Genomic DNA, 24,622 nt, shown 5'->3' with positions numbered 1-24,622 from the left:
ATCGGCCTCGGTCTTCGACCGATGCCAAGTGGGCCCGCTCATGCGCCGCGCGGGCTATTGGTGATTTTCGTCAGTGAACGCCGAAATAGGCCTTGTGCAGCTCGCCATCGGCAGCGAGCGCGGCGCTGGTGCCCGAGGCAACGACGCGGCCCTGCGCCAGCACATAGCCGTCGTCCGCCACGTCCAGCGTCTGGCGCACGTTCTGCTCCACGAGGAGGATGGTGTAGCCCTCCTCCTTCAGCCGCCGCACGATGCGGAACACCTCGGCGACGAACAAGGGCGAGAGGCCGAGGGAGGGCTCGTCGAACACGATCAGCTCCGGATCGGTCATCAGCCCGCGGGCGATGGAGAGCATGGAGCGCTCGCCGCCCGAGAGCGTCCCGGCCAGCTGGTTGCGGCGTTCCCTGAGGCGCGGGAAGGTCTCGAACATCCGGTCCATCCGCGCCGCCAGGCGGTGCCGGTCCTTCTCCAGGAGGCCACCGACCTTGAGGTTCTCCAGCACGGTCATGCGCGGTAGCACGCGGTTGCCCTCCGGCACGGTGGCGATGCCGAGCGCGGCGATGCGGTGGGTGGCGAGGTTGGTGATGGTGTAGCCGCCGAATGCCACCGATCCGCGCCGCACCGGCGTCAGTCCCAGGATGGAGCGGATGAGGGTGGACTTGCCCGCCCCGTTGGCGCCGAGGATGCAGGTGATGCGGCCGGGCTTCGCCTCGATGGAGACATCGTGCAGCACGTCCGCCCGGTCATAGCCGGTGGTGACGCCGGAGACGGAGAGGCGGCGGGAGGCTTCCGGGCGGGCGGTTTCGGGCCGGTTCATTGGGCGCCTCCGAGATAGGCGGTCTGCACCTCGCGGTCGGCGATGAGGGCGTCGAACGGCCCCTCGAAGATCTTCTTGCCGAAGTTCAGCACGACGCAGCGGTCGGAGATGCGGCGGATGACATCCATCTCGTGCTCCACCAGGACGATGGCGAGGTCGGGCATCTCCTCCCGGTAGGCGAGGAGATCGTCCATCAGCGCCCGCGTCTCCTCATGGGTCATGCCGGCCGAGGGCTCGTCGAGCAGCAGGAGGCGCGGGGCGCCGACCAGCGCCCGGCAGATTTCGATGCGGCGCCGGTCGATCATGGTGAAGCTGCCCGCCGGCTTGAACAGGTTCGCGGCGATCTGCGGATTGAAGCGGCGCGTGAGGGCGGTCGCCCGCTCCACCAGCTCGGACAGCTGGCGGCGGAAGCGGCCGCGCAGCACGAGGGCGGAGAGGAGGCTGAGGTCAAGCCGCCCGAGCGCACCCAGGGCGATGTTGTCGAACACCGTCTGGTCCAGCATGAGGCGCGAGCGCTGGAAGGTGCGGGCGACGCCCGCCCTGCCGATCTCCTGCGCCGAGCGGGCGAAGAGGTCCTGCGCCTCCAGCCGCACCGCCCCGGCCGAGGGCTTGTAGAGGCCGGTGAGCACGTTGAAGAAGGTGGTCTTGCCCGAGCCGTTCGGCCCGACGAGGCCGATGGTCTCCCCCTTGCCGACGCTGATGTCGAGGGCGTCCAGCGCGGTCAGGCCGCCGAAGCGCATGGTGAGGCCGGAGCAGGCGAGCAGCGGGCTCATCGGGAGCCTCCCTTCACGAGGGCGGAAAAGTCGCGCACCGCGCGCGGCATCAGGCCGGAGGGGCGGAAGCGCAGGATGGCGATGACCAGCAGGGCGAAGATGACGAGCCGGAATTCCTGGATCGCCTGCAATTTCTCCGGGATGACGAGGATGACCACCGCCGCCACCACCGCGCCCCACAGATTGCCGAGCCCGCCCAGAACGAGGATGGACAGCATGATGAGGCTGTCTCCGAAATTGGCGCTGTTGGGGTTCACGAAGCCGTTCATCATGCCGTAGAGCGCGCCGGCGACGCCGATCATGGCATTGCCGAGCAGGAAGGCGGTGGCCTTCCAGCGGGCGATGGAGAGGCCGAACACGCTGGCGGCCACCTCGTCCGAGCGCACCGCATCGAGCGCCACGCCGACGAACGAGGTCTCCAGCCGCCGCACCAGGAAGAAGGCGAGGGCGAAGAGGGCGCAGGAGGCGAGCGCATAGGGCAGGTAGAAGGAGACGTCGTAAGGCCCGATCTCGGTCGTCCGGCTGAAGTCGAGGCCGAACAGCGAGAAGGATTTCACCTTCATGCCCTGCGGGCCGCCCAGCACGTCGTTCACCTCCAGGAAGGCGCGCAGCAGCAGGCCGAAGGCGATGGTGACGAGGGCGGCATAATGGCCCCGCGTGCGCAGCACCGGCAGCAGCAGGACGAGCCCCAGCACCGCCGCCGCAAGGCCGGCGATGACGAGGACGAGCAGATGGGGGATGCCGGAATTGCCCAGCAGCGCCGCCACATAGGCGCCCACCGCGAAGAAGGCGGCGCCGGCGAAATTGGGCACGCCGGCGAAGGCCATCTGCAGGGTGAGCCCCGCCGCGGCGGTGGCGAACAGGGCGACGGTCGCCATCATCAGCAGCGTGTAGTGCTCTTCCCGCAGCACGGCGGCTATGGCGAGGATGCTGAGGGCCGCCGTGAGGTTCACCGTGCCGGGATGGGCGCGACACAAGGCGGCGATGCGGCGCCCGGCGGGCACCTTCTCCGCCAGTGCGAACACCGCGACGAAGGCGGCGAGCAGAGCGATCACCTGGCCCTGCTGTTCGACATGGAGCAGGAAGCCGCCGCCGGCGAACAGGAGGGCCACGGTGGCGGCGACGAGGAGGCGCGCGAGGCCGCCGCTGCGGTCAGTCTGCGCAGACAGGGAGGGGGCAATTTCCGCCATGCTCATCTCACACCCGCTCGCTGGATTTCTCGGCGATGAGGCCGGTGGGGAAGAGGCCGATGAGGGCGATGATGACGGCGAACGCCACCACGTCCTTGTAGGCGCTGGTGAAGGGCAGGAGGACGGTGACGAGCGTCTGCACGCCGGCGAACAGGAAGCCGCCGATGATCGGCCCGATGAGGCTGCCGAGCCCCCCCACCACGGCACAGGCAAAGCCGATGATGCCGAGCATCACGCCCATGTTGAAATTGATCTCCCGATAGTAGAGCCCAAGCATCAGCCCGGCGAGGCCGGCCAGCATCGACCCTAAAGCAAAGGTGCCGAGCACCGTGCGGTTGAAGCTGACGCCCGCGAGCTGCGCCACCTCCTCGTCCTGCGCCACAGCGCGGATGGAGAGGCCGAGGCGTGTGCGGGTGATGACGAGATGGGTCGCCACCACCACGCCGAGGCCGGCGAGGAGGATGATGACGCTGTCCACGCCGACGCTGAACGATCCGGCCTTCAGCACGCCGTCCGGCAGCAGGGCCGGGAAGGGCTTGGGATTGCCGCCGTTGGGCACGCCGAGGCGGATCGCCTCGCGCAATACGGTGCCGGCCATCAGGGTCGCCAGCAGGACGTTGACGCCGGGCGCGTTCTTGAGCGGCAGCACCAGGAGGCGGCCGATGATGACGCCGGAAAGCGCCCCCGCGCCCAGCGCCGCGATGAGCCCCACCGCCAGCGCCAGCGGGCCGGAGAGGCTGACAAGCGCGGCCATGAGCCCCGCCGCCCCGAAGGCGGAGAAGGCGCCCACGCTCACCACGTCGCCGTGGGAAAACTTGATCACGTCCAGCACCCCGAAGAACAGGGAGAAGCCGACCGCGACGATGGCGTAGATGGTGCCGAGCATCAGCCCGTTGAACAGGTATTGGGCGAGAAGTCCGGGGTCCATGGCGGGTCTCTCAAGGGAAGCATGGTCCGGCGCGCTGCAAGAAGGGCGCCGGGGGCGTGTTCAGATTTTTCCCGGCCGTCATGCCCCGGCTCGTCCGGGGCATCCACTTCGCCGAAAACGCCGCGTCTGCGCAGGATGCGCCGGCCCCGGCTTCCGGGTGGATCCCCCGGACAAGCCGGGGGATGACGGCGCGGGACGACGGGGAGCGGCCGTTATCCCTGGGCGGGGGTATCCGCGAGGCCCCTCAGTTGCCCGCAACCTTCCCCGGCAGCTTCTTGCTGCCCGTCGCATAGGCACTGTCCGGCCAGTAAACCCACTTGCCGTCCTGCGAGACATAGACGTTGGCGGAGACGATGTTCTGCCGGTGGTCGTCGAAGTTGATCTCGCCCACCAGCGCCTTGTAGCCCTTGGTGGTGTTGAGCACGTCGCGCACCTTCTTGCGGTCCGGGCCGACCTTCTCGATGGCGTCCATGATGAGGTTGGCGGCGGAGAAGGCGAACGGGCCGTAGGCGTCCGGGTCCTCGCGGTAGCCGGCCTTGGCATAGGCGTCCATGAAGGCCTTGCCGTCGGCATATTTGGTGAGCGGCGCGCCATTGTGGAAGGAGACGGTGCCCTCGGCGGCGGGGCCGGCGCCTTCGATGAAGCCGGCGCTCATGATGCCGGAGACACCGGCGAGCTGGGCGGGAATGCCGAGGCGGTCCATCTGAGAGCGCACGCGCACGCCGAGCGGCGTGAGGCCGCCGATGAACACCACGTCCGGCTTCAGCTCCTTCACCTTGGTCAGTTCGGCGGTGAAGTCCTGCTGGTCCGGCGGCACCGGGAAGGTGGCGAGGATCTCGCCGCCCTTCGGCTTCAGATTCTCGGCGAAATACTTGTTCTGGCCCTTGCCGTAGTCGGTGGTGTCGTGGATCACGACGAAGGTCTTGAAGCCCTGCTTGGTGAGGAACTCCGCGGCCATCCTGCCTTCGTTGATCATCGTGCCGTTGACGCGGTGGATTTCCTTGTAGTCGTTGCCGTAGGTGATTTCCGGCAGCACCGCGCCCCACACCACCACCGGCAGGCCGAAGCGATTGTAGGTGTCCACCGTGGCGATGGCCACCGCCGAGCAATAATGGGTGATGCCGGCGATGATGGACTTGTCGGACGCCGCCTTGGTGGCCACCTGCACGCCCACGTTGGGCTTGCACTCGTCGTCGAAGGGCACCAGCTCGTAGGTGTATTTGGCACCCGGCTTGGCATTGTGCAGGTCCACGGCGAGCGCCGCGGAATTGCGGCCGCCGAGGCCGGTGGCGGAATTGCCGCCGGTGAGCGGGCCGATGAAGGCGATCTTCACCGTGTCGCGGGCGAGCGCGGGGGCTGTCGCCAGCGACAGCGCGGCGAGCGCCATACCCGCAAGGTTGAACAGCTTTCGAGCCGGGAGCTTTCGATCCGTTGCCATGTGATGATCCTCTGGAAGGTGATTTTTTCAGGTGATGCGGCGCCGGTCGTTGCCGGCCCCGGTGGAGGGAAAATTCAGGCCGCGCCGTTGGCGAAGAGCACGTCCGCCGCGGGGTCGAGCGCCCCGTCCTCGGCCGCGCGGGCGATGGCCGCGCCCTCGGAGAAATAGGCCGGCTCGCGGGCGGAGCGGTCCACCTCCAGGTGGAACACGTCGAAGCGGTTGTAATAGCCCACCACGTCGTGGAACTGCTTGGGCTCCACGCAGCGGGCGGTGTCGATCTCGGCGTAGAGGATGCCCTCGTGCTCGCCCAGCACCTCGCCCACCACCTGCGAGGTGGGATCGAGCACCATGGAGATGCCGCGGGGGGACTTGTCCATCACCTCGAGGCTCGCCTTGCCCATGGAGCCCATGGCCTCGCGCATGGCGGCATCGACGAAGCCCGAGGCGACGATGTTGAACACCTTGGCCTCGAAGGCGTGGGCGCCGGCGCGGATCTCGATGGCGCGCTTCAGGTCATAGGCGCCGGCCTCTTCCGGCGGACGGGTCGGCCAGATCGGCGGATAGGAGGAGATGTGCACCTGCTCCCCCTGCGCCATCAGGGCATAGCGCGCGAGGGGATTGGTGTTCTCTCCGCAGATCAGCATGCCGACCCGGCCGATCTCGGTGGACGTGACACGCAGGCCGCGCGCATCGCCGTTCGCCCACACCAGCTTCTCGTAGAAGGTGGGGACGAGCTTCCTGTGGTGATTGAGGATCGCGCCGTCCGGCCCGATCAGCACGTTGGAATTCCAGATGCAGCCGACGCTCGCATCGGTGCCCTCGGTGAAGCCGAGGGAGACGTGGACGCCATGCCGGCGCGCCGCCATGCGGATGGTGCGGATGGCACCGTCCGACAGCTTCTGCGCCTCGGCCACCAGCGCGCGGAAGAAGCCGTGATTGTAGATGGGGGCCTGCAGCGCCGCCCACACCGGAAAGCCGGGCAGGAAAGATTCCGGGAACACCACCAGCGACGCGCCGTTGGCGGCGGCCTCGGCGATGAGGTCGCAGGCCTTCTCCGCGGTCTTGTCCGCGTCGAGGAAGACGGACGAGGCGTGGCAGGCGGCGGCCTTGAAGCGGGGATATTGGACGGTCATCGGGCTCTTCTGCCAATCAGGCGGCGTTGGTTGCGCCGGCTCATGATGGCGCAGCGAGCCGGGCGCGGAAGGGCGCAAATGTGCAGGGGGTCTTGCGCATATTCCCATGCGGCAGGCGGTCCTCTCGCCACCGCGCCGGCATGGGGTCCGGTCTGCCTCGTTCCAGCGCAATTGCCTTGGTTTGCGGCGCCTTGCGAAGAGGCGATGTGCGCGATTGATGCCCATCCGGCCGAATGCCGCCGCCTTTCCGCACCGCGCCGTGCAGGATTTCCAATGCCGGATGCCGGGCGCGTCCAATCGCTCCGCCCCTGCCGCGGCCCATTCGCCCATTGCCTTGCGAAACGCGGCGAAGAATGATCCTTGCGCATTCCGGCGCGGCCTCGGCCGCGCTGTAACGTTCGGCGTGTCGCCTGCGAACTGGGTTTCGGGAACGTGGAGATGGACGACCGCGAACAGCGGTGGGCGCAATTGATGCGGCGCGCGCTTGCCGGCGAGGGCGTGGCCTATGAGCAGTTGCTACGCGAGCTCGCGCCCGCGTTGCGCACCGTGGTGCAGCGTCGTCTCATCCGCCTCGGCGCGCCCACGGCGGAGACGGAGGACGTGGTGCAGGAGACGCTGCTGGCGGTGCATCTGAAGCGGCACACCTGGCGTGCCGAGGATCTCCTCGGCCCCTGGCTTTGGACCATCGCCCGCAACAAGATGGTGGATCATCTGCGCCGGCGCGGGCGGCGGGTGGAGGTACCGGTGGAGGATTTCGCCGAGTTCCTTCCCGCGCCGGAGGAGCGGCCGGATGCCGGCGCGGCGGATGTGGAGCGCCACCTCGCCCTGCTGCCGCAGAAGCAGCAGGCGGTCCTGCGATCGGTGGCGGTGGAGGGCGCGTCCGTCGCCGAGACGGCGGAGCGGATGCGGATGACCCCCGGGGCGGTGCGGGTGGCGCTGCACCGGGCCTTTGCGAGCCTTTCGGCCCGCCTGAGGGAGGAGTGAAGGAGAATCGTGAAGACGGATGACCTCATACGCGCTTTGGCCGCCGATGCGCGACCGGTGCGCAGCTTCGCTAGCACGCTCGCCCTGGCGCTTGTCTTCGGCGTCGTGGCGGCGGCGTGCGTGTTCGCCTGGCGTCTCTCGCCGCGTCCCGGGCTTCTCGCGCTGCTGGGAGAATGGCGCCTCCTCCTCAAGTTCGCGGTGACGCTCTCCCTTGCTGCGTCCGCCGTGGTGTTGGCGCTGCGGCTGTCGCAGCCCGGGGCGACGGTGGGGCGCGCCGCTCGGGCGCTTCTGCTGCCGGTGCTGCTGCTCGCGGCGGGGGTCGCGGCCGAGCTGGCGACGACACCTGCGGCCGCGTGGGGGGCCGAACTCGTCGGGCGCTATGCCATCTATTGCGCCACGCTGATCCCGATGATCGCCGCGCCGGCCCTCGGCGCGCTCCTCCTGGCTTTGCGTCGCGGCGCGCCGACCCGTCCGACCCTCGCCGGCGCCACCGCGGGCCTCGCAGCGGGGGGCATTGGCGCCGCGCTCTACGCGCTGCATTGCGTGGATGATTCCCCGCTGTTCCTGCTCGCCTGGTACAGCATCGCGGTGGCGGTGGTGACGGCGGCGGGCGCGCTCGTGGGTAGCCGGCTGCTGCGCTGGTAGAGCGAGAGCTCTGGCATGGCGTTGTTTCGGGCGATGGCGGCTGAACCGGCCGCGCCGCACTGTGGCCCATTGGTCGCTTGCCCGTGCCATCTTCGGCCTGCCGTTCCGTCACCGCCTAGACCGGGCCATCGCGTCTCGCTACCCCTAATTGCAACTCTGGTCAGGGAGAGTTGCGGTCATGGCGGCAAAGGCAAAAACCGGCTTCAGCGGGCTCGACAGGAGCAAGACGCTGGCCGAGAACACGGTGAATGCGGGTCCGGTGGTGCTGGATTCGAATGTGACGTTTGCGGCCCCACCGAATGGTTTTGCTTCGAACGCATTTTTCGATGTGAGAATGGCCAATTCGACCACGCTCGATCACTTTAGTATATCGCAAGTCGGCGGCATCACTCTGGTCGATACGACAGCTCAAACAGCTTCGATATTCTACAATGGAAAACATATCGGCTGGGAGACGTCGGCCGGAACGGATCAATATTTAAGTATAATACTTGAGTCCGGTGTAACGAATGAGGAAGTCACCGCGCTCGCGCGGGCGATCGCATACTCTTATTCGGGCGACGCGCCATCGGGTGCTGCGCGAGCGGTGACATTTTCGCTTTCCTTCTCTGAGGGGCCAGCCTCCTCCGCCAGTATGCGGCTTAAGCTCAAGCCGGAAGGGGACGCTCCGAAATTCTCCGATCTTGGTCCGACGCAGGAATTCCGGCCTTCGGCAGCCGAGGCGGGTGTTGTCATCGACTCTGATGCCCACGTGGCCAATCCTGATGGTACCGGGTTCAAGAAGGGCAAGCTGAGCGTGCACCTGGCGGGCGGAACATCGACGGATGAGTTTTATCTGTCGAGCGGGGCATTCAGCATCACCGGCACGAAGTTGTATCTCGATGGCAAGCAGGTTGGCACTGTTTCCGCCAATGGCCTGTCCGGCCACGACCTCGCTTTCACCTTGAAGTCCGCCATATCCGATGCCCAGATGAGCGCTCTGCTCGATCAGGTGTCCTATCGTTCGACATCTTCGACGGCACCAACGAACGCCCGCGACGTGACCTTTACCGTCACCGATGCCGACAAGGGTGTGGCAAGCGCGCATGTCTCGCTGTCGTTCGAGACCCATGCGCCAACGATCGGGGTAACCAGTTGGGCGGGCGATCCCGTGCTGCTTTCGGCGACGGCAGCGGGCCAGCCGGGAAGCGGAGCGAGCTCGATGCCGGCCATTTCGCCGGATGGCAGCAAGGTGGCCTTTCTGTCCGGCGCCGGGAATCTTGTATCGGTGCCGGCCGGAGGTTTCTTTCCGTCTGGCACCAATCAGCAGGTCATGGTCAAGGACCGGGTGACGGGCGACGTCGTGATCGTTTCCTCCGATGCTCAAGGGCGGGTCGGCAACGACATGAGCACCGGCGATATCGCGTTCTCGCCGGATGGCCGCAAGGTCGCATTTGTGTCGCTGGCGAACAATCTCGTCCAAGGCGATACCAACGGTGCCGCCGATGTCTTCATTAAGGATCTTGATACGGGTGCCATCACGCGCGTTTCCACAGGCGCGAACGGTGGTCAGGGAACTTCATCAAGCGATCGACCGGTTTTTTCGCCGGATGGAACGAAGATTGCTTTTCAATCCAATTCCCAATTCGTCGCCGGCGACACCGGCCACACTGATCTTTTCGTGAAGGATTTGTCGACGGGTGCGATTACTCTGGTTTCGACCAACGCCGGCGGCAAGGCCTTCGAAACCGACAGCTATGATCCCGTGTTTTCTCCGGACGGGTCCAAGATCGCCTTTGCTGCAACGGGGTCCGAGGCGGGGCCGGGGGTGGCCGGCCCTTATGCTTACTACATCAAGGACCTTGCAACGGGTGAAGTTACGTTCGTTTCGTATGCCGCCGGCTCCCGACCGATTGCCCCGGTATTTTCCCCGGACGGTTCCAAACTGGCATTCCTTTCGTCTAGAAATCCGAATTCCGATTCGCAGTATGATAAAGTTCAGGTGCTGGTCAAAGATCTGGTCACAAATGACGTGACGGTGGCGAGTGCCAATTTACAAGGTGATGTCGCCAATAATCCAAGCTATGGAAAAATTGCGTTTTCGCCGGATGGCACGAAGGTGGCTTTCGGTTCGAGTGGGAGCAACCTTGTTGTCGGGGACGACAATGGCTGGACTGATATTTTCGTGAAGGATCTGGCGACGGGTGTCATCACGCGGGTTGCGGGCGATGGCAGCAGCATCAGTCCGGTCTTTACGCCCGATGGCCAGCAGATCGTCTTTCAGTCAGATGCCTCAAATCTGGTGGCCGGCGACACGAACGGCGCAAGTGACATCTTCATCGCATCGATCGGCGCGCCCAATGTCCATGGGCCGGTCATCATCGACCAGAGCGGTCTGAAGAGCCTCGCGACAACGGGCACCATCCAGTTCGCCGACGCTGACACCTCGGATACTCACACCGCCAGTGTCACCAGTCCCACCGATGCGCTGGGCACGCTTACGGCCAGGGTCGTGAGCGACGTGAACGGTGCCGGCATCATCCAGTGGTCCTATGCGGTGGACGAGGCCAAGGTGGCGCCGCTGGCCGAGGGCGAGACGCGGGCTGAGACGTTCGTGGTCAGGGTGACGGATACATCCGGAGCGGCCGCGACCCAGGATGTCACGATCACGCTGGTCGGCACCGGCGGCGGAACGGCCTCGCGGGTTTCCGCTTTTTCTGTTTCGGGCGAGCCTGCGTCCGGGACGGACGGGATCACATCCGACCCCTTCGCGACCCTGAAGGCGGCCGCTTCGGGCGTGCCGGACGATCTGTCCGCCGTGTTCGCGGCGCTGGAAGCGCGGGCCGAGGGGCTGATCGATGCCGCAGCGCATGCCCATGGCGCCCTCGCGACGGCCCATATGCCGGAGCTTCATCTGCCGGCAGCGGTGGCGGACTATCTGGATGCCATCGGTTCCGCCATTCTCGATCACGCTCAGGCCGAGCACCCTGCGCTGGTGCACGAACTGGCAAGCCGGGCGGAGGCGCTGGCGGCTCATGTGCATGAGGTGCTTCATCCCGTGCACGGGAGCGCGGACGCGCTGGTCTGAGCCGGCTGGCACCGCCCGCCGCCGCCCGGCGCCGCCCGGCGCTCTTGCCAGAACGGGCCACGCCATGCCCATCTAGGGCGCGGCTGTTCCGGGCGCGAGGCAGGCGATGACGCACAGTGACGGATGGGCAAGCGGCAGCCTTGATCGCCGCCGCCTGCTGGCGGGAGCGGCGGCGCTGGCGCTGGCCGGAGGCGCCGTGTCCCGCGCGATGGCGGCTGGCGGGCTCATTGATGCGCACAGCCATAGCTGGGGCGGCGATCTCACCCGCTACCCCATGGTCCACGACCAGACCGCGCGCGATCGCGATCCGCCCGATTACGACATCGAAACCCTGCTGGCGCGCGAGACGGCCATCGGCGTGGCGCGGGTCGTGCTGGTGCAGCACATCGGCTATTTCGGCACTGACAGCTCCTACCTGACCGACGCGGCGCGGGCGCATCCCGGCACATTCGCCGTGGTGGGCGCGGTGGACGACCGGCGGGTGGATGCGCCCGACGCGATGCGGACGGCCAAGGCGGCCGGCGTGAAGGGCTTCCGCCTGAGGGGCGTCGATACGGCCGCCTGGCTGACCTCTCCGGTGATGGCGAGCATCTGGGCGACGGCGGCGGAGGAAAACCTCGTGCTGTGTCCCCTTCTGCGCGACAGCCCGGACATGAGCGACGACGCGCTGCTCCACGTGGCCGAGCTGTGCCGGCGCTACCCCGCGACGAATGTCTGCCTCGACCACATGGCCCATGTGATGCCCGGCGACGCGCGCCAGTTGGACCGGCTCATGGCCCTTGCCGCCTTTCCCGGCGTGAGCGTGAAAATCTCCGGCCTCAACAAGTTCGACACGCCGCCTTATGACCGGGTGATCCCGCAGCTCGCCGCGCTCCTCGCCGCGTTCGGCGCGGGCCGGTTGATGTGGGGTAGCGACATGCCGGTGCTGGAACGCGAGCCGCCGAACACCCTGCGCGCCGCCTTCGACTTCATCGCCCGCCGCGCGCCCCTCGACGACACGCAGCGGGACTTCCTGCTGAGGGGAACGGCCGAGCGCGTGTTCTTCGGCTGAACCTCCGGGGCCGGAGCAGGGCGGGCAGCTTCAGCGGCGGGTGACGCTCACTCCGGCTCGGTGAGGCGATAGCCGACGCCGGTCTCGGTGCGGATGTAGCGGGGCTTCTCGGGATTATCCTCCAGCTTCTGCCGCAGCTGGCGGACATAGACGCGCAGATATTGCAGATCCTGACTGCCGCCCCACACTTGCGAGAGCAGGTAATGATGGGTGAGGACCTTGCCCGCATGCTGCACCAGCACGCGCAGGATGGCGTATTCCTTGGGCGAGAGCTTCACCTCCCTGTCCTTCACCTTCACGATCCGACGCACCAGATCGACCGAAAGGTCGCCCACCACGAACAGCGGCTTCTCGCCCTGCTGCTGGAGGCGGTGGCGCAGGGCGACGCGGATGCGCGCGACCAGCTCGTTCATGCCGAAGGGCTTGGTGACGTAATCGTCCGCCCCCGCTTCCAGCGCCTCCACGATGCCCGGCTCGTCGGTGCGGCTGGAGAGGATGATGATGGGGCAGGTCTGCCCCTCCTCGCGCCAGCGGCGCAGCAGGTCGCGGCCGGGAATGTCGGGCAGGCCGAGGTCGAGGAGCACGAGATCGGGCGCGCCGGCGCCCATCAGCGCCAGCGCCTCGGCGCCGGTGGCGGCGCTCTCCACGCCATAGCCCTGTGTCGGCAGGCCGGTGGCGAGCAGGCGGCGGATGGCCGGCTCGTCATCCACCACGAGGAGCTTGACGGGCGCGCTCATGGCGCGGCCTCCAGCACCGGGGCGAGCGCGCCTGCCGGCAGATCGACGGTGAAGACCGCGCCCGCCCGGTCGGCCCGGTTGGCGACCGTGATGGTGCCGCCCATGGCCTCGATGAAGCCGCGGCAGATCGCAAGGCCGAGGCCCGTGCCCGCCCGTACCTGATCCTGCTTGCGGGCGCGGAAAAACTTGTCGAACACCTTCTCCACATCCTCCGCCGGAATGCCCGGCCCCTCGTCCAGCACCTGCAACGTCACGTGCGCGCCCTCCTGCCCGACCTCGGCCCAGCCGTGGAGGGAGACGAGGGAGCCGGCCGGCGCATATTTCGCGGCATTGTCGAGGAGGTTGAACAGCGCCTGCTCGAACAGCACCGGGTCGACATTCACCATGGGCAGGTCCGGCGCAAGGTCGATCTCCACCTTGTGGTCCTTCAGGATGGAGGCGGCCCGCCGCAAGGCGCTGCCGACGATCTCGGCGAGGTCGTTGGGCGAGGCATTGGGCACGATGGCGCCGGATTCCAGCCGCGTCATGTCCAGCAGGTTGGCGATGAAGCGGTTGAGCCGCAGCGCCTCCTCCTCGATGGTCGCCAGCATCTCGCCGCGCTGGTCCTCGCTGAGGGCGGCGGCAAAACTCCTGAGCGTGCCCGCCGCGCCGAGGATGGAGGCGAGCGGCGTCTTCAGATCGTGCGAGATGGAGGTGAGAAGGGCGGAGCGCAGCCGGTCGGTCTCCGCATCGAGCCGCGCCTTCTCCACGTCGGAGACGAGGTTCGCCCGCTCCACGGCGAGGGCGGCCTGATCGGCGAGGGCGTCGAGCAGGCGGCGCTCCTCGGGCGAGAGGGGCGGGCCCTCCTTGTCCTTGTCGATGCCCACCACGCCCACCGCCCCGCGCCCCGTGTGCATGGGCAGGAACAGGCGGCGCGCGCCGGGCAGCGTATCGGCGCCGCGGCCGGCGGGGCGGTTGTTCTCGTAGGTCCAGTTGGCGGCGGCGAGGTCCGCCGCGTCGATGGCATCTTCCGGCGGATAGCCGGCCTTCACGGTGAGCGCGCCATCCTCCGGCAGCAGCATCACCACGCGCACCTTCAGCATGGAGGCGATCTGGAAGGCGGTGGCCCAGAGCAGGTCGTCGAGGCTCACCGCGCTCGCGAGCTTCTTGGAGAAGAGATAGAGGTCTTCCGTGGTCTTCGCCCGCGCCCGCGCGGCCAGCGCCTGCCCGCGCACCCGCGCCGTGAGATTGCTGGCGATGGCCGCCACCACCAGGAAGAAGAACAGCGCGATCACGTTCTCCGGATCGGCGATGGTGAAGGTGTAGAGCGGCGGGATGAAGAAGAAATTGAACGCCAGCATGGCGGCGACCGAAGTGGCCAGCGCCGGCCACAGGCCCGAGCGCACCGCGCTGACCAGTACGGCGGTGAGGAAGACGAGGGCGACATTCTGCAGCCCCAAAAGGCGTTGCAGGGCGAGGCCGATGAGCGTCGCGGCGGCGACGAGGAATGCGCCCTCCGCATAGGCCCGCACCTCCCTTCGCACCGGCATCGGCGCGGCGGCACGGGCCTCGCCCGAAGGGGGCTCGCCGATATCGCCGGCGATCACATGCACCGAGATGTTGCCGGAGCGGCGCACAAGGTCATGCACCACCGAGCCGTACAGAATCTCGAACCAGCGCGAGCGGTCCGACTTGCCGATGACGATCTGGGTCACGTTGGCCGCGCGCGCGTAGGCGAGCACGTCGTCGGCGATGTGCGCGCCGCCGGGCACGGTGACGGCCTCGGCGCCCAGCCGCTCGGCGAGGCGCAGCACTTCGGCGATGCGGTCGCGCTCCACGTCGCCGAGCTGGAAGCTGCGCTGCGTCTCCACATAGAGCGCCACCCACGGCGCCCTCAGCCGGTCGGCGAGGCGCTTGGCATAGCGCACCAAAGCGGCGCAGCGTTTGTCCTCGCTGATGCAGACCAGCACCCGCTCGCCCGCCGCCCAGGGGCCGGAGATGGCATGGGCGCGCATGTGGCTGAGCAATTGCTCGTCCACCCTTTGGGCGGTGCGGCGCAGGGCCAGCTCGCGCAGGGCGGTGAGGTTGCCGGGGGAGAAGTAATTATCCACCGCGCGCCGGGCGGTGTCGGGGACATACACCTTGCCGTCGTGCAGGCGCTGGATGAGATCGGAGGGGGTGATGTCGATCACCTCGATCTCGTCCGCCCGGTCGATGATGGCGTCGGGCACCGTCTCGCGCACGCGGATGCGGGTGATCTGCGCCACCACGTCGTTCAGGCTCTCCACATGCTGGATGTTCAGCGTGGAATAGACGTTTATGCCGGCGGCGAGCAGTTCCTCCACGTCCATGTAGCGCTTGGCGTGGCGGCTGTCGGGGGCGTTGGTGTGGGCCAGCTCGTCCACCAGCACCAGATCGGGCTTGCGGGCGAGGATGGCGTCGAGGTCCATCTCCTCGAGCTGCCGGCCCTTGTAGGAGACGGTGCGGCGGGGGACGATCTCGAAGCCCTCCACCAGCGCCTGGGTTTCCTTGCGGCCGTGGGTCTCCACCACGCCGATCACCACATCGGCACCGTCCTTCAGGCGGGTGCGGCCGGAGGCGAGCATCTCGTAGGTCTTCCCGACGCCGGGGGCGGCGCCGAGGAAGATCTTCAACTGGCCACGGCTCTCCCGCTGCGCCTCCTTCAGGAGGGCGTCCGGCGAGGGGCGGTGATCGCTCTCGCGCTCTTCGGGCATTGCCGTCTCCGGGCCGGGCCGCTGCGGTCCCGCTTTTTCTATTTTGCGCCGGCGAAGCGGTCCAGCGCGAGATTGAGGGCGAGCACATTCACCCTGGGCTCGCCGAGGAGGCCGAAGGTCGGCTCCTGCGTGGTCTGCGCCACCAGCCGGTGCAGCACGTCCTCATTGACGCCGCGCGCCTTGGCGATGCGCGGCACCTGGAACAGGGCGGCCTCCGGCGAGATGTCCGGATCGAGCCCCGAGGCGGAGGTGGTGACGAGGTCCACCGGCACCGCCGCGCCGGGATTCTCGGCCTTCAGCGCCGCCATGTCGCCCTTCACCCGCTCGAACAGCGCGGGGTTGGTGGGGCCGAGGTTCGAGCCCATGGAATTGGAGGCATTGTAGGGCTGGGGAACGGTCTTGGACGCATCCGCCGGATCGGCGCCGGTGGTGGCGGAGGGCCGGCCGTGGAAGTAGCGCTCCGAGGTGAAGGCCTGCCCGATGAGGGCCGAGCCCACCACGGTGCCGTTCTTCTCGATGAGGCTGCCATTGGCTTGCGCGGGAAAGATGAGCTGCGCGGCGCCGGTCATGGCGAGGGGGTAGGCGAGGCCCGTCAGCGCCGTCAGAAGGACGACGAGGACGAAGGCGGGACGGAGGGTGTTGAGCATGGGGGCTCTCCTCAGACGAGGTGGAGGGCGGTGACGGCCACGTCGATCAGCTTGATGCCGGCGAAGGGCACCACGATCCCGCCGAGACCGTAGATGAGAAGGTTCCGCTTCAGCAGCGCCGCCGCCCCGATGGGCCGGAAGGTGACGCCCTTCAGCGCCAACGGAATGAGGGCGATGATGATGAGGGCGTTGAAGATGATGGCCGAGAGGATGGCGCTCTGCGGCGAGGCGAGGCCCATCACGTTCAAGGCGCCGAGCTGCGGGTAGAAGGCCACGAACATGGCCGGGATGATGGCGAAATACTTCGCGACATCATTGGCGATGGAGAAGGTGGTGAGCGAGCCGCGCGTCATCAGCAGCGCCTTGCCGATCTCCACGATCTCGATGAGCTTGGTCGGGTCGCTGTCGAGGTCCACCATGTTGCCGGCCTCGCGGGCGGCCACCGTGCCGGTGTTCATGGCGACGCCCACATCCGCCTGGGCGAGGGCCGGGGCGTCGTTGGTGCCGTCGCCGCACATGGCGACCAGCTTGCCCTTGGCCTGTTCGTCGCGGATGAGCTTCAGCTTCGCCTCGGGGGTGGCCTCGGCGAGGAAGTCGTCCACGCCCGCCTCGGCGGCGATGGCGGCAGCGGTCAGCGGGTTGTCGCCGGTGATCATCACCGTGCGGATGCCCATGCGGCGCAATTCGGCGAAGCGCTCGCGGATGCCGCCCTTCACGATGTCCTTAAGATAGACGACGCCCAGCACCCGACCATCCCGCGCGACGGCCAAAGGGGTGCCGCCGGCCTTGCCGATCTCCTCGGCGATGGCCTGCACCTCGCGCAGCGTCTCCGGCGAGAGCGGGCGCGCGCCCGCACCGGACGCCTGGAGATCCTTCAGGATGGCATCCACCGCGCCCTTGCGGATCACGCTTCCGTCCACATCCACGCCGCTCATGCGGGTCTGGGCGGTGAAGGGCACGAAATGGGCGTTCAGGGTCGCCATGTCGCGGCCGCGGATGGCGTATTTCTCCTTCGCCAGCACGACGATGGAGCGGCCCTCCGGCGTCTCGTCGGCGAGGGAGGCGAGCTGCGCCGCGTCCGCCAGATCCTGCGCGGTCACCCCGCGAACGGGGCGGAACTCCGCCGCCTGCCGGTTGCCGAGCGTGATGGTGCCGGTCTTGTCGAGGAGCAGCGTGTCCACGTCGCCCGCCGCCTCCACCGCGCGGCCGGACATGGCGAGCACGTTGAAGCGCACCAGGCGATCCATGCCGGCGATGCCGATGGCGGAGAGCAGCGCGCCGATGGTGGTGGGGATGAGCGTCACGAACAGCGCCACCAGCACCACCACGGAGATGGTGCCCCCCGCATAGGCGGCGAAGCTCGGGATGGAGGCGGTGGCGAAGACGAAGATCAGCGTCATGCCGGCGAGCAGGATATTGAGGGCGATCTCGTTCGGCGTCTTCTGCCGCTCCGCCCCTTCCACCAGGTGGATCATGCGGTCGAGGAAGGTGGAGCCGGCCGCCGCGGTGATGCGCACCTTGATGTGGTCGGAGATGACCGTGGTGCCGCCGGTGACGGCGGAGCGGTCGCCGCCGCTCTCGCGGATCACCGGCGCGCTCTCGCCGGTGATGGCCGCCTCGTTGACCGAGGCGACGCCCTCCACCACCTCGCCGTCGGAGGGGATCACGTCGCCCGCCTCCACCAGCACCACGTCGCCGACCTTGAGCGAGGTGCCGGCCACCTCTCGCCAGTCATTGCCGGCACCGGTGAGGAGCTTCGCCTGCGTCTCCGCTCGGGTGCGGCGGAGCGAATCCGCCTGCGCCTTTCCGCGCCCTTCCGCCACCGCTTCCGCGAAATTGGCGAACAGCACGGTGAACCACAGCCACAGGATGATCTGGAAGGAGAAGCCGAGGCCGCTCCCTCCCGCCACGACGTCGCGGACGAAGAGAATTGTGGTGAGGAGGGCGACCACCTCCACCACGAACATCACCGGGTTCTTCACCATCGCGCGCGGATCGAGCTTCTTGAACGACGCGCCGATGGCCGGCACCAGGATGGCCGGGTCGAGGATGCTGCTGGAACGGGGCTTGGCCATGGATGGCTCCCGGAAATCAGGGTTTGCCGACAACGAGCGCCACCATCTGGATGGCGGCGACGAGGACGAAGGCGGCGAGGGTCAAAAGGAGGATGAGTTCGGAGGTGCGCAGGGCCGGAGCCCGCGCGGGAGGGGTGCTGCGTGCCATCTCAGCCCCCGAAGGTCTGGCCGGCCACCGCCGCGAGGTGCTCCACGATCGGCCCGAGCGCGAGCGCCGGGAAGAAGGTGAGGCCGCCGACGATGAGGATGACGCCCACCAGCAGGCCGACGAAGAGCCCGCCACGGGTGGGAAAGGTGCCCGCCGACGCCGGCACGGTCTTCTTCGCCGCGAGCGATCCCGCCAGCGCCATGGCCGGCACGATCATCATGAAGCGGCCGATAAACATGGAGATGGCAAGCGTCACATTGTAGAAGGGCGTGTTGCCGGTGAGCCCGCCGAAGGCCGAGCCGTTGTTCGCCGTCGCCGAGGTGAAGGCGTAGAGGATCTCGGAGAAGCCGTGCGGCCCGGGATTGGCGATGGAGGCCACCGCCGAGGGCAGCACGGTGGCGACCGCGGTCCAGCCGAGCATCATCAAGGGCAGGACGAGGATGGCGAGCATCGCCATCTTCACTTCCTTGGCCTCGATCTTCTTGCCGGCATATTCGGGCGTGCGACCCACCATGAGGCCGGCCACGAACATGGCCACCACCACGAACAGCAGCATGCCGTACATGCCCGCGCCCACGCCGCCGACGATGATCTCGCCCAGCTCCATGTTGATGAGCGGGATCATGCCGCCGAGCGCGGTGAAGCTGTCATGCATCGCGTTCACCGCGCCGCAGGAGGCGGCGGTGGTGATGACGGCGAAGAGAGCCGAGGCGACGATGCCGAAGCGCACCTCCTTGCCTTCCATGTTGCCGCCCGTCAGCCCCAGCGCGTTCAGCCCCGGCGTGCCGGCGGACTCGGCCCAATAGGTGACGGCCACACCCGCGACGAAGATGACGCCCATGGCGGCGAGGATCGCCCAGCCCTTGCGCACGTCGCCCACCATGCGGCCGAACACGTTGGTAAGGCCCGCGCCCAGCGCGAAGATGGAGAGCATCTGCACGAAATTGGAGAGCGCGGTGGGGTTCTCGAACGGGTGCGAGGCATTGGCGTTGAAGAAGCCGCCGCCATTGGTGCCGAGCATCTTGATCGCCACCTGCGAGGCCACGGGGCCGACCGCGATGGTCTGCTTCGCGCCGTCCAGCGTGGTCGCATCCACATAGGGCCCGAGCGTCTGCGGGATGCCCTGCCAGACGAGGAACAGGGTGTAGGGAATGCAGAGCGGCAGCAGCACGTAGAGGGTGCAGCGGGTCACATCCACCCAGAAATTGCCCACCGTCTGCGCCGAGGCGCGGGAGAAGCCGCGGATCAGCGCCACCGCCAGCGCGATGCCGGTGGCGGCGGAGAGGAAGTTCTGGTGGGTCAGCCCCAGCATCTGCGCGAGATAGCTGAGCGTGCTCTCGCCACCGTAATTCTGCCAGTTGGTGTTGGTGAGGAAGCTGACGGCGGTGTTCAGCGACAGGTCCGGCGGCATCGCCGCCATCTCCTGCGGGTTCAGCGGCAGCAGGTCCTGCAGGCGCAGGATCGCATAGAGGATGAGGAAGCCGCCTACGTGGAACACCAGCATGGCGAGGGTGTAGCCGAGCCACGTCTGCTCGCGCTTGGCGTCCACGCCGGCGAGGGCGTAGAGGGCGCCTTCCACCGGGCGCAGGACCGGGGAGAGGAATGTGCGCTCGCCCGCGAACACGCGGGTCATGTAGCCGCCGAGGAGCGGGGTGAGCGCGAGAATGATCGCGCAGAACAGGGCGATCTGGATCCAGCCGTTGAGGGTCATCGGTGCCTCCTCAGAACCGCTCGGGCTTCAGCAACGCGAGGGTGAGGTAGAAGAGGAGGCCTATCGTGATGAGGCCTCCCAATGCGAAGTCTAGGGTCATGGATTTTTCCTTCGAATACTATGAAGGTTGGTCATCCCCCGGCTTGTCCGGGGATCCACTTCGCGGCTAGCCGGGTGCGAGGTCTTGTGGCGCGCAGAGGGCGACGCAGTGAATGCCCCGGACAAGCCAGGGCATGACGGCTTGGGTGGCCGAAGAGCTTTCTTGCCGTAAGCCGGCGCTAGAGCCGCTCGCAGGCGTAGCCGTAGCCGATGGCGAGAGCGAAAAGCCCGCCGGTCAGGGCGAGCATCAGAATGTCGAGCATGGGACGTCCGTCCTCGCAGAAGTGTCGGGCCGCAATGACGCGGGAGGACCTGCGTCGCGACCGGCCGCAGCGCCGGAACCTTTTCGCCCGGCCGCTGCTCAGCGATCGAAAGGTGTCACCTTGCGCATAAAGATTCGAGACGGGCCGCGATGGGCCGAAATAAAAATCCCATAAAGAAAAGCGCTGGGATGGAGCACTTCCGGACCAACAAAAAAGGCGCCCACTGGGGCGCCCTTCGTGTTGCAATCAGGCGTTCGCCCTCAGTGGGCGGCTCCACTCAGTGGGCGTGTCCGAGATAGGCGGCGCGCACCGCGCTGTCGTTGCGCAGCGCTTCCGCCGGACCCTTGGCGGCGACGCGACCGTTCTCCAGCACATAGCCGAAATCGGCCACCTCCAGCGCGGCGGCGGCGAACTGCTCCACCAGCAGCATGGTGATCTTCTGCTCCTTGAGCCGCGCGATGGTGGCGAACACCTCCGCCACGAGGCGCGGGGCGAGGCCCATGGAGGGCTCGTCCAGGAGCAGCACGCGCGGGTTCAGCATCAGCGCGCGGGCCATGGCGAGCATCTGCTGCTCGCCGCCGGAGAGGGTGCCGGCAAGCTGGGCGCGGCGCTCGGCGAGGCGCGGGAAGAGCGTGAACATGCGGTCGAGGTCGCCCTCCACGTCGCCGCGCTCCCGCGCCCCCGTGAGGCGGGGGAAGGCGCCGAGCAGAAGGTTGTCCTTCACGCTCTGGGTGGGGAACACGCGCCGCCCCTCGGGCGAGTGGGCGAGGCCCTTCTTGGTGATCTTGAAGGAGGGCTGGCCGGTGAGGTCTTCGCCCCCTAGCCGCACCGTGCCCGATTCCGGCACGATCATGCCGGAGATGGCGCGCAGCGTCGTCGTCTTGCCGGCGCCGTTGGAGCCGATGAGGGTGACGAGCCGGCCTTCCTCCACCTTGAGGGAGAGGCCGTGCAGCACCTTCACCTTGCCGTAGCCGGCGACGAGATCGTTCACTTCGAGCATGGCGATCTCCTCATTCCGCCGCAGCGGCGGCGCCGCCGAGATAGGCCTCGATGACGCGCTCGTTGGCCTGCACCTCGGCTGGCTTGCCCTCGGCGATCTTCTGGCCGAAGTCCAGCACCGTCACCGTGTCGCACAGGCCCATCACCACATCCATGTGATGCTCGATGAGCACGATGGTGAGCCCCGCGTGGCGCACCTTCTTGATGATCTCCACGAGGTGCTTGATGTCCGGCGCGGTGAGGCCGGCGGCGGGCTCGTCGAGCAGCAGGAGGGCGGGATCGAGGGCCAGTGCGCGGGCGATCTCCAGCAGGCGCTGCTTACCATACGGCAGGTTGCGCGCCTCCTCGTTGGCGAGGTCCGAGAGGCCGACGAAGGCGAGGAGGCTCATGGCCCGCTCGCGCGCCGCCTTCTCCTCCCGCCTTATGCGCGGCAGGCCCAGCGCCACCTCGGCGAAGGTCGCCTGATAGGTGTGGTGGAGGCCCACCAGCACGTTCTCGATCAGGGTCAGCTCGGCGAAGAGCTGCACGTTCTGGAAGGTGCGGGCGATGCCCTCGCTGGCGATGTCGGAAGAGGTCTTGCCGGCCATGTCCTGCCCCTTGAACCGGACGGCGCCGGCCGTGGGCACATAGATGCCGGTGAGCACGTTCATCATGGTGCTCTTGCCCGAGCCGTTCGGCCCGATGAGGCCGTGGATGGTGCCGGGCTTCACCTCGATGGAGACCTGATCCAGCGCCCGCAGGCCGCCGAACTGCATCACCACATTGTCCACGTGGAGCAGCACGCCCGAATGGCCTTCGTGGGAGGCGGTGACCGCCTTGCCGTGGGTGTCGGCGTGGATGACGGCGTGGGACTGCACGAGGCTCGGCCAGAGCTGTGCGGCGGCGCGCTTCAGGAAGCCGACGATGCCGTCCGGCAGATAATAGACCACGAACAGGATCATCACGCCGAAGACGGCGAGCTTGTAGTCGGTGATCTTCTGCAGCAGCATCGAGAAGACGAAGAAGGCGAGGCACAGCACCACGGGAATGGCGTTGCGCACGCGGTTCTCCGGATCCTTCACGAAGACCCGCGCGCCGGCGATGACGGCGATGAGCGCGATGGTGCCGGCGATGTAGCGGAACAGCTCGATGTCGGACAGCAGGTTCGGCAGGAACACGATGATGACCGCGCCGAGGATCGGCCCCAGCCGAGACTTGCGCCCGCCCACCGTGACCGCCAGCAGGAACTGCACCGACAGCTCAAAGCCGAAATTGTTCGGCGCGATATACTGCTCCGAATAGGCGAACAGCGCCCCCGCGAGGCCGGCGAGGCCGGCGGAGATCACGAAGGCCAGCACCTTGTGCTTGTAGACCGACACGCCCATGCAATCGGACGCGATGGGGCTGTCGCGCAGCGCCTCGAACGCCCGGCCGAGGTGGGAGGCGAGGATGCGGTTGATGATGATGAGGGTGAGCACCAGCGCGATGGCGGCGATGTAGTAATATTCCACTTCCTTCATGCGCTTCAGCGACATGTCGAACAGCGGAATGGTGTCGCCGAGCCACCTGAGGTCGATGAAGAGGGGCGTCGTCAGCTTGATGCCGAGGGGACCGTTGGTGAGGTCCGTCATCTCGTTGATGAGGATCTGCACGATGGTGCCGAAGGCCAGCGTCACCATGGCGAGATAGGGGCCGGTGACGCGCAGCGCCGGCAGCGCCAGCACCACGCCGAACAGGCAGGCGACGACGATGGCCAAGGGCAGCGCCGGCCAGAAGCCGATGCCGAAATGCATGGCGAGGCAGCCGGCCGTGTAGGCGCCGATGCCGAACAGCGCGGCATGGCCGATGGACACCTCGCCCGTATAGCCGAACACCACGTCGAGCCCGAGCAGCAGGATCGAGAAGATGGCGATGGTCACCAGCAGGTGGAGATAATAGGGGCTCGTCACCACGAACGGCAGCACGACGAGCACCGCGAGGCCGAGGAGCGACCCCGTGGAGGAGAGGAGGCGGCGCGCGAGCATGGGGCTCAGACCTTCTTGATGGTGGCGCGGCCGAACAGGCCCGAGGGCTTCAGCGAGAGCACCAGCAGCAGCAGCACGAGGCCCGGCACGTCCTTGTAGCCGGTGGAGATGTAGTAGCCGGTCAGCGTCTCGGTGATGCCGAGGATGAGGCCGCCGACGATGACGCCCATGCCGCTCGACAGGCCGCCGATGATGGCCACCGCGAACGCCTTCAGCCCCAGTACCGCGCCCATGGTGGCGCCGGTGAGGGTGACGGGGGCGATGAGCACGCCGGCGAACGCCGCGGTCATGGAGGAGAGCGCGTAGGAGAAGGTGATGACGCGCCGCGTGTCGATGCCCATCAGGCCCGCCGCGTCGCGGTCATTGGCGGTGGCCACCACGGCCTTGCCGAAGATGGAGCGCCGGTTGAAGATTTCCACCGCCAGCATGATGGCGAGCGCGCCGATGACGATGGCGATCTCCATGGGCTGGATGCGCACCGGGCCGATGGTGAGCGCCGCCTCCGGCAGCGGGGAGGGGAAGCGCAGCGCGTCGCGGCCCCAGATGTTCTCGGCGAGATTGCGGAAGATGATGCCCAGCGCGATGGTCGCCATGATCCAGCCGGCTTCCGACTTCGCCTTCACCGCCTGCCGCACGCCGAGCCATTCCACCACCGCGCCCTGCGCGAGGCCGAAGGCGAAGACGATGGGCAGCATGAGCAGGTAGGCCCACAGGGTGCCGAGCGCCTGGCCGATGAGGAAATTGATGGTGGTGAGGCCCACCAGCGCCCCCAGCATCAGGGCCTCGCCCTGGCCGAAGTTCAGGGTCTTCGAGGTGGCGAAGGTGAGCTGATAGCTGAAGGCGATGACGCCGTAGATCATGCCCACGGCGATGCCGCTCACGATGAGCTGCGAGAGGACGTTCATGACGATCTCCGGAAGGGGGCGCGGCCCCCGCGTCACGGCAGGGTTCCGGCGAACCGGCCGCCGCGCTCGATGGCGCGGCGATCCGAATGGTGTGGGGTGAAGGGGGCTGATCGCGGGGCGGGTTATGAACCGACACCCCACCCAGTTCCGTCATGCCCCGGCTCGTCCGGGGCATCCACTTCGCCGCCTGGTCAGCTCTTTGTTACTTCGCAGGCCGCCAGGTCACCCCGTGGATCCCCCGGACAAGCCGGGGGATGACGGCGCACAAAAGGGCCGGGTCAGCTAGTGGACGCGG

The 24,622-nt window shown here is 67.6% G+C and carries 20 protein-coding genes; 4 read left to right on the top strand and 16 right to left on the bottom strand.

Going from position 1 to position 24,622, the window contains the following annotated elements; all coding sequences use genetic code 11:
- Positions 1 to 70: 70 nt before the first annotated feature.
- The 6 genes from J2126_RS03890 to J2126_RS03865 all read right to left on the bottom strand — a co-directional run bounded on the left by J2126_RS03890 (position 71) and on the right by J2126_RS03865 (position 6,279).
- The gene (locus J2126_RS03890; RefSeq protein ID WP_209484144.1) at positions 71 to 817 is read right to left on the bottom strand and encodes an ABC transporter ATP-binding protein; all 747 of its coding nucleotides are present in this window, start codon (positions 815 to 817) and stop codon (positions 71 to 73) included.
- Positions 814 to 1,590 (bottom strand): ABC transporter ATP-binding protein, encoded by a 777-nt coding sequence (locus J2126_RS03885; protein ID WP_209484142.1) that lies wholly within the window; start codon positions 1,588 to 1,590, stop codon positions 814 to 816. The genes J2126_RS03890 and J2126_RS03885 overlap by 4 nt, the downstream gene beginning before the upstream one ends.
- Positions 1,587 to 2,780: a branched-chain amino acid ABC transporter permease gene (locus J2126_RS03880; protein ID WP_209484140.1), complete on the bottom strand. Its 1,194-nt coding sequence runs from the start codon at positions 2,778 to 2,780 to the stop codon at positions 1,587 to 1,589. The genes J2126_RS03885 and J2126_RS03880 overlap by 4 nt, the downstream gene beginning before the upstream one ends.
- Positions 2,781 to 2,787: 7 nt before the next feature.
- The gene (locus J2126_RS03875; protein ID WP_209484138.1) at positions 2,788 to 3,708 is read right to left on the bottom strand and encodes a branched-chain amino acid ABC transporter permease; all 921 of its coding nucleotides are present in this window, start codon (positions 3,706 to 3,708) and stop codon (positions 2,788 to 2,790) included.
- A gap of 244 nt (positions 3,709 to 3,952) precedes the next feature.
- Entirely contained in the window at positions 3,953 to 5,146 is a 1,194-nt protein-coding gene (locus J2126_RS03870; protein WP_209484135.1) for a branched-chain amino acid ABC transporter substrate-binding protein, read from the bottom strand.
- A 74-nt stretch (positions 5,147 to 5,220) separates the two neighbouring features.
- Positions 5,221 to 6,279 carry a carbon-nitrogen hydrolase family protein gene (locus J2126_RS03865; RefSeq protein ID WP_209484133.1) on the bottom strand — a complete coding sequence of 353 codons (1,059 nt, stop codon included), beginning with the start codon at positions 6,277 to 6,279 and terminating at the stop codon, positions 5,221 to 5,223.
- A gap of 438 nt (positions 6,280 to 6,717) precedes the next feature.
- Between J2126_RS03865 and J2126_RS03860 the strand changes: the two genes are divergently transcribed.
- From J2126_RS03860 to J2126_RS03845, 4 genes are all read left to right on the top strand, one after another.
- Entirely contained in the window at positions 6,718 to 7,263 is a 546-nt protein-coding gene (locus J2126_RS03860; RefSeq protein ID WP_209484131.1) for a sigma-70 family RNA polymerase sigma factor, read from the top strand.
- Positions 7,264 to 7,272: 9 nt separating this feature from the next.
- Complete coding sequence (locus J2126_RS03855) at positions 7,273 to 7,908, top strand: NrsF family protein (protein WP_209484129.1); 636 nt, start codon at positions 7,273 to 7,275, stop codon at positions 7,906 to 7,908.
- A gap of 178 nt (positions 7,909 to 8,086) precedes the next feature.
- Positions 8,087 to 10,975, top strand: a complete 2,889-nt coding sequence (locus J2126_RS03850; RefSeq protein WP_209484127.1) for a VCBS domain-containing protein — start codon at positions 8,087 to 8,089, stop codon at positions 10,973 to 10,975.
- 106 nt (positions 10,976 to 11,081) lie between these two features.
- The gene (locus tag J2126_RS03845) at positions 11,082 to 12,026 is read left to right on the top strand and encodes an amidohydrolase family protein (RefSeq protein WP_209484125.1); all 945 of its coding nucleotides are present in this window, start codon (positions 11,082 to 11,084) and stop codon (positions 12,024 to 12,026) included.
- Between the two features lie 47 nt (positions 12,027 to 12,073).
- Here J2126_RS03845 and J2126_RS03840 read toward each other — a convergent pair whose 3' ends face one another.
- The 10 genes from J2126_RS03840 to J2126_RS03800 form a co-directional block, all read right to left on the bottom strand.
- Positions 12,074 to 12,763, bottom strand: a complete 690-nt coding sequence (locus J2126_RS03840; protein ID WP_209484123.1) for a response regulator transcription factor — start codon at positions 12,761 to 12,763, stop codon at positions 12,074 to 12,076.
- Entirely contained in the window at positions 12,760 to 15,477 is a 2,718-nt protein-coding gene (locus tag J2126_RS03835) for a sensor histidine kinase (protein ID WP_209484121.1), read from the bottom strand. The genes J2126_RS03840 and J2126_RS03835 overlap by 4 nt, the downstream gene beginning before the upstream one ends.
- Before the next feature lie 38 nt (positions 15,478 to 15,515).
- Positions 15,516 to 16,124, bottom strand: a complete 609-nt coding sequence (locus tag J2126_RS03830) for a K(+)-transporting ATPase subunit C (RefSeq protein WP_209484119.1) — start codon at positions 16,122 to 16,124, stop codon at positions 15,516 to 15,518.
- An 11-nt stretch (positions 16,125 to 16,135) separates the two neighbouring features.
- Positions 16,136 to 18,199: a potassium-transporting ATPase subunit KdpB gene (gene kdpB, locus J2126_RS03825; protein ID WP_209484117.1), complete on the bottom strand. Its 2,064-nt coding sequence runs from the start codon at positions 18,197 to 18,199 to the stop codon at positions 16,136 to 16,138.
- A gap of 16 nt (positions 18,200 to 18,215) precedes the next feature.
- Complete coding sequence (locus J2126_RS25580) at positions 18,216 to 18,347, bottom strand: hypothetical protein (RefSeq protein WP_281066332.1); 132 nt, start codon at positions 18,345 to 18,347, stop codon at positions 18,216 to 18,218.
- A 1-nt stretch (position 18,348) separates the two neighbouring features.
- The gene (gene kdpA / locus J2126_RS03820; RefSeq protein ID WP_209484115.1) at positions 18,349 to 20,058 is read right to left on the bottom strand and encodes a potassium-transporting ATPase subunit KdpA; all 1,710 of its coding nucleotides are present in this window, start codon (positions 20,056 to 20,058) and stop codon (positions 18,349 to 18,351) included.
- Between the two features lie 10 nt (positions 20,059 to 20,068).
- Entirely contained in the window at positions 20,069 to 20,158 is a 90-nt protein-coding gene (locus J2126_RS03815) for a K(+)-transporting ATPase subunit F (RefSeq protein ID WP_209484113.1), read from the bottom strand.
- Between the two features lie 539 nt (positions 20,159 to 20,697).
- Positions 20,698 to 21,420 carry an ABC transporter ATP-binding protein gene (locus J2126_RS03810; RefSeq protein WP_209484111.1) on the bottom strand — a complete coding sequence of 241 codons (723 nt, stop codon included), beginning with the start codon at positions 21,418 to 21,420 and terminating at the stop codon, positions 20,698 to 20,700.
- A 10-nt stretch (positions 21,421 to 21,430) separates the two neighbouring features.
- On the bottom strand, positions 21,431 to 23,422 hold the full coding sequence (locus J2126_RS03805; protein WP_209484109.1) for a branched-chain amino acid ABC transporter ATP-binding protein/permease: 1,992 nt from the start codon (positions 23,420 to 23,422) through the stop codon (positions 21,431 to 21,433).
- A gap of 5 nt (positions 23,423 to 23,427) precedes the next feature.
- The gene (locus tag J2126_RS03800) at positions 23,428 to 24,327 is read right to left on the bottom strand and encodes a branched-chain amino acid ABC transporter permease (protein WP_029554861.1); all 900 of its coding nucleotides are present in this window, start codon (positions 24,325 to 24,327) and stop codon (positions 23,428 to 23,430) included.
- Between the last annotated feature and the right edge of the window lie 295 nt (positions 24,328 to 24,622).

Source organism: Xanthobacter flavus, assembly GCF_017875275.1.
In the GTDB taxonomy this organism is placed as follows: Bacteria; Pseudomonadota; Alphaproteobacteria; order Rhizobiales; family Xanthobacteraceae; genus Xanthobacter; species Xanthobacter flavus_A.
The sequence above is the reverse complement of the archived record's forward strand: the minus strand, read 5'-3'. Positions and strand labels throughout refer to the sequence as shown.